This window comes from Micromonospora profundi (assembly GCF_011927785.1).
Classification (GTDB): domain Bacteria; phylum Actinomycetota; class Actinomycetes; order Mycobacteriales; family Micromonosporaceae; genus Micromonospora; species Micromonospora profundi.
Genome location: NZ_JAATJK010000001.1, coordinates 2,369,557 through 2,381,881, shown reverse-complemented (window position 1 = coordinate 2,381,881; position 12,325 = coordinate 2,369,557). Strand labels below are relative to the sequence as shown.

The window sequence follows — 12,325 nt, the reverse complement described above, 5'->3', positions numbered from 1 at the left end:
CCCGTCGGCAGGTGTCGACACCCGCCGGCCGGTCCCGCCGTCTTCCCCGGCGGCGGGACCGGCCAGCGGTGCCGGGCCTAGAGGCGCTCGACCATCGGGCCGACGCACCGGTTGCGGGTGTCGAAGACGTACCGGGCGTGCTCGACCACCAGGTCGTAGTCGAAGCTGTCGTGGTCGGTGACCACCACCACCGCGTCCGCGTCCCGCACCTCCCGCTCGGTCAACCCGACCACTGTGATCCCTGCCGGGATGTGGTGCGCCTCGGCGTACGGCTCGACGGCGTGGACCTCGGCGCCGAGCGCCTGGAGGCGGAGGGCCACGTCGACAGCGGGGGAGTCGCGCATGTCCCCGGTGTTCTTCTTGTACGCCAGCCCGAGCAGCAGCAGCCGAGCGCCGTTCACCGCCCGACCGTCCCGGTTCAGACCCGCCGTGATCCGCTGCGTGACGTGCTCGGGCATCTCGTGGTTGACGTCGTTGGCCAGCTCGATGAACCGGAACTGCCGGCCCAGGCGTCGCTTGACCTGCCACGACAGGTAGCACGGGTCGATCGGCAGGCAGTGCCCGCCGACACCTGGGCCCGGCCGGAACGGCAGGAAGCCGAACGGCTTGGTCTCGGCGGCCTCGATCGCCTGCCACACGTCGATGTCCAGGTGGTGCGAGAGCATTGTCAACTCGTTGATCAGCGCGATGTTGACCTGGCGGAACGTGTTCTCGATCAGCTTGGTCAGCTCGGCGACCTTTGTGGAGTCCACAGGCACCGTGTGCTCCACCAGGCGCTTGTAGAAGCCGTCCACCCGGGCCAGCGACGCCGGGTCCACACCGGAGACCACCTTCGGGGTGTTCTCCAGACGCCAGGTCGGGTTGCCCGGGTCGATCCGTTCCGGGCTGTAGCCGAGGTGGAAGTCGCCTGGGCTGGTCAGCCCACTGGCCGCCTCCAACAGCGGGCGCAGCAACTCCTCGGTCGTGCCCGGATACGTGGTCGACTCCAGGATCACCGTGCAGCCCGGCCGCACGTACGGGCCGATGCCGACGCCGGCCTGCTCGACGAAGCTCAGGTCCGGGGTGCCGTCGCGCAGCGGCGTGGGGACGGTGATGACGCAGATGTCGAAGCCCTCGGCGTCGGTGTACTCGGTGCTGGGGTGGTATCGGCCGCTGCCCAGTGCCCGGCCCAGCCGATCGGTGTGGATGTCCTCGACGAACGACTCGCCCGACGCGAGCCGCTTCACGCGGTCGGCGTCGACGTCGAGGCCGACCACGTCGAGTCCGGCCTCGACGGCGCGCATCGCCAACGGCAGTCCGACGTACCCCTGGCCGATCACGACCAACTTCTCAGCACTCACGCAGGCTCCCGCAGCAGGTGGAAATGACCTGCTCAGAGCCTAGAGAGAAGAACGGCGACGTAAGTCCGTTTTGGGGATATTGGTGCTCGTGGGAATCAGAGACCGGCCGGAGGAGCGTCCGGATCGGTCGGCGCGGTCGTGGTGGGCACCGGGTCGGGCGGGGCCTGCGTCTGCGTCGGCGCTGGCGGGACGCTCGGCGTGGTTGGCGACGTGCCGGGGGGACTCGCCGTCGGCGACGGGCTGGTGGCCGGCTCGCTGGGCTGCGTGCTCGGCGTCGGGGTGATCGAGGTCGAGGAGGTGGGATCCGGAGTGTTCGGCCGGCTCGGGCGGCCCGGATCCTCGGTGATCTGCTCGTTGGCCGCCGGCACCTCCACCTGCTCGGTCGGCCTCTGCGACGGTGCGTTGGTCGGTAGGTTGACCGCCGGCTCGTCGCCGGCGTTGCCCACCGCGCTCAACGCCGCCCCGAGACCGACGAGCGCGACAAGGACCGCTCCGGCCGCACCGACAAGCGGCCCGCGACGCCGCCGCCGCCCGGACTCCGCCGCGGTCGCCACCGCCGCGCCGAGCGGCACGTCGGTGCTGGTGCCCGGCCCGGCCCCGCGCAGCGGGACCGCCGACGCCATCGCCGTCGGCGGCTCGCCGCCGGTCACCGCCGTACGGGCTGCCTCGGCCATCGCCGAGCCGCTGCTGAACCGGTCGGCCGGATCCTTCGCCAGAGCCCGCGACACAAGGGCGCGAACCGCCTCCGGGATGTCGTGCGGCAACTCCGGCGGCTCGTCGTCCAGGTGCCGGACCGCCACCTGGAGGGGGTTGTCGCCGGTGAACGGCGGACCGCCGGTGAGGCAGCAGTACGCGACAGCGCCCAGCGCGTAGATGTCGGTGGCGCCGCTGACCGGGCGACCCGCAGCCTGCTCGGGCGCCATGTAGAGAGCCGTGCCCGGCACCGCGTTGGTGCTGGTGATGCTTGTCACGTTCGTCGAACGGGCCACGCCGAAGTCGACGAGGACGACAGTGCCGTCCTCCTGGACCAGCAGGTTGCTGGGCTTGACGTCGCGGTGCACGATGCCGCCCCGGTGCGCCGCGCTCAGGGCGTGGGCCGCCTGGGCCACGATCGACATCGTCTCGGCCACGTCCAGCCGACCGGCCGCCTCGATCCGCTTGGACAGCGGCTCGCCGTCGACGAACTCCATGACGAGATAGTCCGCCCGGCCGCCGGAGGGCAGGTCGTCCTCGCCGACGTCGTACACCTGGACGATGCCGGGGTGCCGCAGCGCCGCCATGATCCGTGCCTCGGCCCGGAACCGAGCGATGAAATCGGGGTCGGAGACAAGCGCCGGCAGCAGGACCTTGACCGCGACCTGTCGGCCGAGGACCAGGTCAGTGGCACGCCAGACGTCACCCATGCCGCCGGTGGCGACACGTTCGTCCAGGCGGTACCGCCCGCTGAGCACAACCTCCGATGACAACACAGCCTTACCGTACCCAGAGTGGCGCGGAACGGCGCGCCGCGACCGGGTGGCCAGGTGGCCGTACTCACCGGCAACAGCGCCCCGACCTCTGTGGACGTGGCCGGTGTGTGACGCCACGACAGCATCCCGTGAGAATGTGCGACACAGTCCTGCGTGCCGCCGGCCCGATCGCCACCACTCGGCGCCCGCGACGGTGCGAAGCGTCCGTTCCGTACCGTCTGTTACGGCGGCACGCCGGTGGAGCGGCTTGAGAATTGTCACTCATCCGTGACACGGCCCCAACTTGTCGCCCCGGTGGTCCCCTCCTACCGTTAGCCCGGCTCGGGCCGCCCGGCGGGCAGCGCGTCGAGAGCTGACCACCGTGGCGCTGGCCCCGACACCTCGCCCGGCCGGCCCGGAGGCGGGCAGGATCGGACTTCGGCGGAGGGCGGTGCGGGTGCGGGAGCTGTCCCAGACGGTCACCGCCGCGCAGGCCGGGGACGAGGATGCCTTCCGCCTCCTCTACCGGACTCTCCAGCCGGGGCTGCTGCGCTATCTGACAGCCCTGGTGGGCGCGGACGCCGAGGACGTCGCCTCGGAGACCTGGTTGCAGATTTCGCGCGACCTGCCCAGCTTCACCGGCGGCGAGTTCCGCGCCTGGACGGTCACCATCGCCCGCAACCGGGCGATGGACCACCTGCGCCGGCTGCGCCGCCGGCCATCGCTGCCGGTTCCGGTGCAGGCGCTCACCGAGTTGGCCGGCGACGCCGACACCGCCGAGCGGGCGGGCGAGACGATCGGCACCGAGGCGGCCCTGGCGCTCATCGCCACCCTGCCGCCCCGCGAGGCCGAAGCCGTCCTGTTACGGGCCGTGATCGGACTGGACGCGGAGTCCGCCGGTCGGGTGCTGGGCCGGCGGGCCGGGGCCGTCCGCACCGCCGCGCACCGTGGTCTGCGACGGCTCGCCGCCCTGCTGGACCAGTCGGCGACGGCCACAGCGTCGCCCGCTGCTGTCGCGCTTCCACCGACGGTTTGCCCCTCGGCCGACGCCACGACCATGCCGAGGGCCGACACGACGGCCCGCTCGGCCGCCGAGGGTGTCGCGCCGGAGACGGTCCAGGCGTCGCCCGCACCCCGCACGCGGACCGGCAGCTCCCGGCCGACGTCGCAGGCCGAGCAGGCGGACGGCTGACGTGAGGGGATTCCCGATGAACCCGTACCGGCCGGATCGGCGTGCCGACCGCGCCGAGACCGAGCGGCTGCTCGACGCGGCCCACTCCGAGGCGACGGCCGAAACTGCCTCGACCGAGCCGGTGGCCCGGCTGCTCGCCGCCGCTGCCGCGCCGGCCCGACCAGAGGAGTTGGCCGGTACGGAGGCCGCCGTCGCCGCGTTCCGGGCCGCCCGGGCCGCGGAGGGCGTCACCGCTGCGCCACCGGTGGCCCGCCGTCCGCATGGCCGCCGGTTGACCACCGGAGCGCTGGCCTGGATCGGCGCGGTGGCCGCGACCGCCACGGCGGGTGCCGCGTTCGCTGCGGCCGGCCTGGACCTGACGCCCGATCCGGAGCCGCCGGCACCCACCAGCGCGCCGTCCACCTCCGGCGGCACCGCGGCGTCGCCGTCGGTCGCGCCGAGCCGGCCGACGCCGTCGACCACGCGGCCCGGCGTGCAGCCCGCCCCGCCCACGCCGCAGGCCGGGGCGTCGCCGAACAGCCACCTGCACGGGTTGTGTCGCGCCTGGCAGGCCAAGAAGCCCGGGCAGCGGGAGAAGGCCCTGCGGACGCCGTCCTTCCAGCGGCTGGTGACCGCCGCCGGAGGGGCCGCCGAGGTCGAGGCGTACTGCCAGCGGCTGGTGCCGGAGGCGAAGCCCGGCAAGTCCACGCCGCCCACGCCGCCCTCTCCGCCCGGCCCGTCGACGCCGCCGGAATCGGCGAAGGTCAAGCCGTCGCGGCCGGCGGAGTCCAGCCCGGCCTGAGCGGCGACCGGCGGGGTTCGTTCCGCCCTGCACCGGGAAATTCGTCTGTTAGACAGGGGTTGGTGGCGTCGTCGACGCCGCGACGGTGTCACAGGGTGGATTTACGGTGGCAGAGTGTTTCGGACGTGGCGCACGCAGAGGAGGCACCCCTGGTGGTGACATCGCCCGAGTTGGACCGCAGCGCGATCCTGCGTGAGTCCGCTGCGGCGGGCCGGCACCTCGCCCGAATCTGCTTCAAGACCGGTCCGCCGACGCATACGGGTGTCGAACTGGAATGGACCGTGCACGACGCCGACGATCCCGCTCGGCCGGTCGACCTGAGGCGCCTGCGGGCGGCGCTGGGCCGACACAGCCCCGTCACGCTTGACGCGACGAGCCCCGCCGAGCCGCTGCGACACGGCGGCATGGTGACGCTGGAGCCGGGCGGCCAGCTGGAGATCTCCACCCCTCCGCGGTCCTCGACCGCCGCGCTGATCCGCGCCACCGAGGCCGACATCGCCCAGGTCACCGACCTGTTGGCCGCCGCCGGTCTGGTCCTCGGTCGCAGTGGCATCGACCCGCACCGCAGGCCCTGCCCGGTGCTGGAAACTCCCCGCTACCGCGCGATGCGCGATGCCTTCGACAGGCGTGGTCCGGCCGGCCGGACGATGATGTACAGCACCGCCGGCCTGCAGATCTGTCTCGACGCCGGCGAGCCCGACCAGGTGGAGGCACGGTGGGCGGCGGCCCACGCTGTCGGCCCGCCGCTGCTTGCGGTGTTCGCCTCGGCCGACCGCCACGCGGGCCGACGCACCGGTTGGGCCTCCGCGCGGATGGCCGCCTGGCTGGCAATCGATCCGGCCCGCACCCGTCCGGTCTGGGTGCCGGGTCAGGCCGACGACGATCCGACGGCCACCTGGATCCGGTACGTGCTCGCCGCGCCGTTGCTGTGCCTGCGCCGTCAGTGTGGCGACTGGGCGCCGCCGCCGGGCGTGACGTTCGCTGACTGGATCGACGGGGCACTGCCCGACCCGCCGACCACCGATGACCTCGACTACCACGTCAGCACCCTCTTTCCGCCTGTCCGTCCGCGCGGCTACCTGGAGCTGCGGTATCTGGACGCCCAGCCGGGCGGGTCCTGGCGTCTGCCGCTTGCGGTGCTGAGCGCCTTGTTCGCCGATCCCGGCACTGTGCGTGCGGCGTACGCGATCGGTGCCCCGACGGCGCACCGGTGGTCGGCCGCGGCCCGGCAGGGCCTGGCCGACCCCGAGCTGGCCGCCGCGGCGGCGGAGCTGCTCGACCTGGCTCTGACCGCACTGCCCCGGCTGGAGCTGCCGGGCGGCATCCACGACGAGATCCGTGCAGGAGTACGGCGGCGGTTGGCCGCCACAGAAAGGGGAGTCCGGTGACCGCGAGGAGTGAGCCGGGGTTGCGAGCCCCGCAGTCGGGAGCGGAGGGCGGCGCGGTGACCGCGAGGAGTGAGCCGGGGTTGCGAGCCCCGCAGTCGGGAGCAGACCAGGTGGGGGGTGAGCGGTTGCGGGGGCGGATCGCTGCGGAGTTGGCGCGCGCCCGGTCCCGCACGGCTCTGTTGACGGAGGCGGTGGATGACGATGACCTGATGCGTCAGCACTCGCCGCTGATGTCGCCGCTGGTCTGGGACCTGGCGCATGTCGGTAACCAGGAGGAGCTGTGGCTGGTCCGTGATGTCGGCGGTCGGGAGCCGGTCCGGTGTGACATCGACGAGTTGTACGACGCGTTCAAGCAGCCCCGCCGGGATCGTCCGGCGCTGCCGTTGCTGCCGCCGGCGGAGGCGCGCGCCTATCTGAGTACGGTCCGCGACAAGGTGCACGACCTGCTCGACACTGTGCGTTTCGCCGACCGGCCGCTGGTGGCCGACGGGTTCGCGTTCGGCATGATCGTCCAGCACGAGCAGCAGCACGACGAGACGATGCTCGCCACCCATCAGTTGCGTTCGGGGCCGGCGGTGCTGCACGCCCCGCCGCCGCCCGAGCCGCGCGTGGCTGTCGGCGGGGAGGTGCTGGTGCCGGCCGGCGAGTTCACGATGGGCACCGACACGGACCCGTGGGCGTTGGACAACGAGCGGCCCGCGCATCGTGTCGACCTGCCTGCGTACGTCATCGACGCGGCGCCGGTCACGAACGGCGCGTACCAGGCTTTCCTCGACGACGGGGGCTACTCCGATCCGCGCTGGTGGAGTGCGGCCGGCTGGGAGCACCGGGTCCGGGAGCAGCTCGTGGCGCCGATGCACTGGCGTCGGGACGGGGCCGGCTGGGCGTACCGGCGGTTCGGCAGGTGGGACCCGGTCCGCGCCGACGAGCCTGTGGTGCACGTGTGCTGGTACGAGGCGCAGGCGTACGCCGCCTGGGCTGGTAAGCGTCTGCCGACGGAGGCGGAGTGGGAGAAGGCTGCCCGGTGGGATCCGGTGACCGGACGGTCCCGGCGGTACCCGTGGGGCGACGAGGACCCGACCGAGGCGTACGCCAATCTGGATCAGCGTCATCTGCGGCCGGCGCCCGTGGGCGCGTACCCGGCGGGGGCGTCGCCGTTGGGTGTGCACCAGCTCATCGGGGACGTCTGGGAGTGGACGTCGAGCACGTTCGACGGGCATCCGGGCTTCACCGCGTTTCCCTACCGGGAGTATTCGGAGGTCTTCTTCGGCGACGACTACCGGGTGTTGCGCGGTGGCTCGTTCGGCACGGACCGGTCCGCCTGCCGGGGGACGTTCCGTAACTGGGACTATCCGATCCGGCGGCAGATCTTCAGCGGTTTCCGCTGCGCCCGCGACGCCGGTCCGGGCGAGTCGGGCCGGTGAGGGGGCGTCGGGCGGGTGGGGCGCGCTGATGTGTCGTCACCTGGCCTACCTGGGTCCGCCGGTCACGCTGGCTGAGGTGCTGTTCGACCCGCCGTACTCGCTGATGCGTCAGTCGTGGGCGCCGCGCGACATGCGGGGTGGCGGCACGATCAACGCCGACGGTTTCGGTGTCGGCTGGTATCCGGGCGATGGTGATCCGGTGCGTTACCGGCGTGCCCAGCCGATCTGGAGCGATCCGACGATCGCCGATCTCGCGGCGGTGACGCGGGCCGGCGCGGTGCTGGCGGCGGTCCGTTCGGCAACGGTCGGGATGGCGGTGCTCGACGGGGCTGCCGCGCCGTTCGCCGAGGGGCGGTGGCTGTTCAGCCACAACGGTGTGGTCCGGGGCTGGCCGGACGCTGTGGTGCCGCTCGCCTCCGGCCTGCCGGTGCGTGACCTGTTGACCTTGGACGCGGCCACCGACTCGGCGCTGCTGTGGGCGCTTGTGCGGCATCGGCTGCGTGCCGGTGACGATCCGGCGGAGGCGGTCGCGCGGACGGTGGCCGACGTCGCTGCGGCAGCTCCGGGGTCGCGGCTGAACCTGCTGCTCACCGATGGGCGGCAGGTGGTGGCGAGTGTGTTCGGGCACGCGCTGTCGGTGCGCGCGCAGCCGGGTTCGGTGCTGCTCGCCTCCGAGCCACACGACGACGACCCGGGGTGGCGACCGGTGCCCGACGGGCAGTTGGTCGTCGCCACCGTGGACGAGGTGCGGGTACGCCCATTGCCGGCCCGGTGAGCCGGCCGTGCGGCACGTGTTGATGAGCAGAGAGGCAGGACCGATGACCGCTGAGCCGTTGGAGATCTACCTTGAGCAGCAGGATCTGGAGCGTGGCCTGCGCGAGGACGTCCGGGCCGGGCTGACCGCGGCGGCGAAGTGGCTGCCGCCGAAGTGGTTCTACGACTCCCGGGGCAGCGAGTTGTTCGAGGAGATCACCCGGTTGCCCGAGTACTACCCGACGCGGGCCGAGCGGGTGGTGTTGGCCGAGCACGCCGACGACATCGCGGCGGTGACCGGTGCCAAGACCCTGATCGAGCTGGGCTCGGGTTCGTCGGAGAAGACCCGGCTGCTGTTGGACGCGTTCACCCGCCAGGGCGGGCTGGGCACGTTCGTCCCGCTCGACGTGTCGGTGAGCGCGCTGGCAGGGTCGACAGCGCAGATCGCCGCCGACTATCCGGGGCTGCGGGTCCGGGGCATCGTCGGAGACTTCACCCGCCAGCTCGATCGGCTGCCCACCGGCGGTCGGCGGCTTGTGGCGTTTCTCGGCGGCACCATCGGCAACCTGCTACCTGCTGAGCGGGCCGAGTTCCTGGCCGCGATGCGTGCCGCGCTGGAGGCCGGCGACTGGCTGTTGCTCGGCACCGACCTGGTGAAGGACCCGGCGGTGATCGTGCCCGCGTACGACGACGCGGCGGGGGTGACCGCCGAGTTCAACCGCAACGTCCTGCACGTGATCAACCGGGAGTTGGGCGCCGATTTCGACCCGGACGCGTTCACGCACGTGGCGCGCTGGGATCCGAGCCACGAGTGGATCGAGATGCGGCTGCGGGCGACGCGACCGATGCGCGTCCGGGTGCTGGACCTGACAGTGGAGTTCGCCGAGGGGGAGGAGCTGCGTACCGAGGTGTCGGCGAAGTTCCGCCCGGAGGGGATCGCCGCTGAGCTGGGGGCGGCCGGCTTCGTGGCGTCGGAGTTCTGGACCGACCTGCAAGGGCTGTTCGGGGTGACCCTCGCCCGGGCGTGCTGAGGCGGGGTCACCCGTCTCGGCGGGGCCGGCGGTGATCGGCTAGGCTGGTCGCGCGAAGGGGAGTAGCCCCCAATGTCGTGGTCGACATACTGGTGCGTTCCGCACCCGGCCATGCGGCCTCGGTTTCCGAGGCGGGCGAGACCTTCGACTCAGGCTGTTGCAGCCGGGTCGAGGGCGCCCCTGTACCTCCTCCCGGTGTGATCGGGAAGGACGTCATGGAGGGTTTCCTCGTCGCGCTCGTCGTCAGTTTCGGCGTCATCTTCGTCGCCGAGCTGGGAGACAAGTCCCAGCTGATGGCGTTGACCTTCGCCACGCGGTTCAAGCCCATTCCGGTGCTGATCGGCATCACTGTCGCCACGGCGGTGGTGCACCTGGCGTCGGTCGCCATCGGGTCGGGTCTGGGCGCCGTGCTGCCCACGGAGTGGATCTCCCTTGTCGCCGGTGTGGCGTTCCTCGGCTTCGGCGCGTGGACGCTGCGCGGCGACAAGCTCACCGATGAGGAGAAGCAAAAGGCCGAAAAGACCGACAAGACCGCCATCGTTGCGGTTTCGGTGGCCTTCTTCCTGGCCGAGTTGGGCGACAAGACGATGTTGGCGACGATCACCCTGGCCACCCAGTACGGCTGGTTCGGCACGTGGCTGGGCTCGACGATCGGCATGGTGGCAGCGGACGCGCTGGCCATCCTTGTGGGCCGGATGTTGGGCCGCCGGCTGCCGGAGAAGACCATCAAGTACGTCGCGGCGGTGCTCTTCGCCATCTCGGGCCTGTGGCTGGTCCTAGAGGCGGTGAAGGACCTGACCTGAGCAGGGTGCCCGGCTGCGGCGAGCCGGCGCGCGGTGGCCGCACCGACTACCTGACCCGGGGGCGGGTAGTCGGCACCCTGTGGAGCCGGCGGAGCTGCTACGTCAGGGCGACGAGGTGCTGGTCGCCGTGGTGGAGGTCGCCGGAGCCCTGGTGATCTTCGTGGGTGCGCTCTGGGCGGCGGTGCGGTTCGTGGTCGAAGGGCTGCGACACCGCACCGCCGCCGTGTTCACCCCGATCCGGCTGTCGCTGGGCCGGTTCCTGACCCTCGGCCTGGAGTTCCAGCTGGCGGCGGACGTGCTGCGGACCGCCGTGTCGCCGTCATTCGCCCAGATCGGCCAGTTGGCGGCGATCGCCGCGATCCGGACGGCGCTGAACTATTTCCTGGGCCGGGAGATCCGCCAGGAGCAGCGGCAGGTGGCCGAGGGAAAGCACGGCGCGTGACGGCTGGTCGCGGTGCGGCGGCGGTCAGTCCCGGTCCGGTTCCTGGAACACGTCGGGCACCCCGTCGCCGTCGGCGTCGACCTGTTCCCGCAGGGCCACCTGTCGGTATGCGGCGTTGCGGCGGACCAGCACGGCGGCGGCCAGACCGGCGGAGATCACCGAGCCGATGAGCACTGCCGCCTTGACCCGGTCGTCGGCAATGCTGCCGGCGCCGAAGGCCAGGTCGCCGATGAGCAGCGAGACGGTGAACCCGACGCCGGCCAGCAGGGCGATGCCGAGTAGGTCGGGCCAGGTGATGTCCTCGTCCAGCTGGGCGCGGGTGAACCGGGCCAGCAGGTAGGTGGAACCGAAGATGCCGATGCTCTTGCCGAGCACGAGGCCGGCGACGATGGCGATCACCACCGGGTCGGTCAGCAGGGCGCCCAGGTCGGTGCCGCGCAGTGTCACACCGGCGGCGAACAGGGCGAAGACCGGTACGGCGACGCCGGCGGACACCGGGCGCCACCGGTGCTCCAGGTGCGCGGCGAGTCCGCCGTGCCCGCTGTCGCCGCCGGCAGGTCGGTGCCCGCTGTCGCCATCGGGCGTGGCGCTGCCCCGTCGGCGGGCCAGCACCGGCACGGTGAACCCGAGCAGGACGCCGGCGACCGTGGCGTGCACCCCGGAGGCGTGCACCAGCGCCCAGGTGACAAGCGCGAGGGGGATGAGCGCCCACCACCAGGTACGGCCGCGTTGTACGAGCCACGCGAAGAGCCCGATGGGTGCGAGCGCGACGAGCAGCGGCAGCGGGTGGAAGTCGGCGGTGTAGAAGACGGCGATGATGGTGATCGCGAACAGGTCGTCGACCACGGCGAGGGTGAGCAGGAAGGCGCGCAGCCCCTGGGGCAGGTGCGAGCTGATCACCGCGAGCACGGCAAGGGCGAACGCGATGTCGGTGGCGGTGGGTATCGCCCAGCCGCGCAGACCGTCGCCGCCCGCGGTGAGGATGACCGCCACGTAGATCAGGGCGGGCAGCGCCATTCCGCCGAGCGCGGCGACCACCGGCAGCGCCGCGCGTCGCGGATCGCGGAGGTCGCCGGCGACGAACTCGCGCTTGAGTTCCAGCCCGACCACGAAGAAGAAGATGGCCAGCAGGCCGTCGGCGGCCCAGGTGGCCAGGGACAGGTCGAGGTGCCAGCGCGCGCCGCCGGGCCACGGCACCCAGTCGGAGAGCCTGGTGTACGACTCGGCCCACGGCGAGTTCGCCCAGACCAGTGCGAGGACGGCGCCGACAAGCAGCAGGGCGCCGCCGACGGTTTCGGTGCGCAGCACGTCGGCCACGTGTCGGGCCTCGGGCCAGGACGATCGTGTCAGCAGCCGGCGGCGCGGCGGGGTGTGGTCGTGCATCGGGCGGTGTCACCTCGGGCATCGGGACGGCAGGGATCCACTCGCCGACCAGGCTTCCCGGCACACCTCCGTCGACCCTATCCGTGCTGTCGGCGGGTGGCGACCGCGGGGCCACGTGTCGTTGCGGCTCGATCCGATGGTGGTCCGGCACCTGAGCCGATCGGTTGCCGCTTGATCGGTTGTGGACTTTTCCGCGTTGTCACCGCTGCCGAATGGCCGTTTCTCGGGTTGGGCATGCGAGCACACTTGCCGTCGCCGAAAATACATAACTCCGGACATAAGGCGTATGAGCGGCTTTAATGGTTTCACGAGTTAACAAACGACCTTGGGGGTTTTCGTG

General features: G+C 72.1%; 11 protein-coding genes. 8 read left to right on the top strand and 3 right to left on the bottom strand.

The genetic code is table 11. The features are described 5' to 3' along the window. Positions 1–77: 77 nt before the first annotated feature. Positions 78–1,340 (bottom strand): nucleotide sugar dehydrogenase, encoded by a 1,263-nt coding sequence (locus tag F4558_RS10545; RefSeq protein ID WP_167943905.1) that lies wholly within the window; start codon positions 1,338–1,340, stop codon positions 78–80. A 95-nt stretch (positions 1,341–1,435) separates the two neighbouring features. Further along, complete coding sequence (locus F4558_RS10540) at positions 1,436–2,809, bottom strand: protein kinase domain-containing protein (RefSeq protein ID WP_167943904.1); 1,374 nt, start codon at positions 2,807–2,809, stop codon at positions 1,436–1,438. Between the two features lie 361 nt (positions 2,810–3,170). On the opposite strand from F4558_RS10540, the gene F4558_RS10535 reads away from it, so the two are divergent. From F4558_RS10535 to F4558_RS10500, 8 genes are all read left to right on the top strand, one after another. Next, a complete protein-coding gene (locus tag F4558_RS10535; RefSeq protein WP_231640207.1) occupies positions 3,171–3,980 on the top strand; it encodes an RNA polymerase sigma factor in 810 nt (269 codons plus the stop codon). A gap of 16 nt (positions 3,981–3,996) precedes the next feature. Then, entirely contained in the window at positions 3,997–4,761 is a 765-nt protein-coding gene (locus tag F4558_RS10530; protein ID WP_167943903.1) for a hypothetical protein, read from the top strand. Positions 4,762–4,913: 152 nt separating this feature from the next. Next, on the top strand, positions 4,914–6,149 hold the full coding sequence (gene egtA / locus F4558_RS10525; RefSeq protein ID WP_053660121.1) for an ergothioneine biosynthesis glutamate--cysteine ligase EgtA: 1,236 nt from the start codon (positions 4,914–4,916) through the stop codon (positions 6,147–6,149). A gap of 80 nt (positions 6,150–6,229) precedes the next feature. Beyond that, a complete protein-coding gene (gene egtB / locus F4558_RS10520) occupies positions 6,230–7,573 on the top strand; it encodes an ergothioneine biosynthesis protein EgtB (RefSeq protein WP_209274109.1) in 1,344 nt (447 codons plus the stop codon). Positions 7,574–7,601: 28 nt separating this feature from the next. Next, positions 7,602–8,348, top strand: a complete 747-nt coding sequence (gene egtC, locus F4558_RS10515; RefSeq protein ID WP_167943901.1) for an ergothioneine biosynthesis protein EgtC — start codon at positions 7,602–7,604, stop codon at positions 8,346–8,348. 43 nt (positions 8,349–8,391) lie between these two features. Beyond that, on the top strand, positions 8,392–9,357 hold the full coding sequence (gene egtD / locus F4558_RS10510) for an L-histidine N(alpha)-methyltransferase (RefSeq protein WP_167943900.1): 966 nt from the start codon (positions 8,392–8,394) through the stop codon (positions 9,355–9,357). Positions 9,358–9,572: 215 nt separating this feature from the next. Beyond that, the gene (locus F4558_RS10505; protein WP_053660148.1) at positions 9,573–10,160 is read left to right on the top strand and encodes a TMEM165/GDT1 family protein; all 588 of its coding nucleotides are present in this window, start codon (positions 9,573–9,575) and stop codon (positions 10,158–10,160) included. Between the two features lie 79 nt (positions 10,161–10,239). Beyond that, entirely contained in the window at positions 10,240–10,602 is a 363-nt protein-coding gene (locus F4558_RS10500; RefSeq protein ID WP_053660132.1) for a DUF1622 domain-containing protein, read from the top strand. Between the two features lie 24 nt (positions 10,603–10,626). On the opposite strand, the gene nhaA is transcribed toward F4558_RS10500, so the two are convergent. Next, a complete protein-coding gene (gene nhaA, locus F4558_RS10495; RefSeq protein WP_167943899.1) occupies positions 10,627–11,985 on the bottom strand; it encodes a Na+/H+ antiporter NhaA in 1,359 nt (452 codons plus the stop codon). Between the last annotated feature and the right edge of the window lie 340 nt (positions 11,986–12,325).

What these genes read in the sequence shown, in the direction of transcription:
- nhaA (WP_167943899.1), bottom strand. Translation starts at nt 11,985, where the DNA reads ATGCACGACCACACCCCGCCGCGCCGCCGGCTGCTGACACGATCGTCC.
- egtC (WP_167943901.1), top strand. Translation starts at nt 7,602, where the DNA reads ATGTGTCGTCACCTGGCCTACCTGGGTCCGCCGGTCACGCTGGCTGAG.
- F4558_RS10530 (WP_167943903.1), top strand. Translation starts at nt 3,997, where the DNA reads ATGAACCCGTACCGGCCGGATCGGCGTGCCGACCGCGCCGAGACCGAG.
- egtD (WP_167943900.1), top strand. Translation starts at nt 8,392, where the DNA reads ATGACCGCTGAGCCGTTGGAGATCTACCTTGAGCAGCAGGATCTGGAG.
- F4558_RS10505 (WP_053660148.1), top strand. Translation starts at nt 9,573, where the DNA reads ATGGAGGGTTTCCTCGTCGCGCTCGTCGTCAGTTTCGGCGTCATCTTC.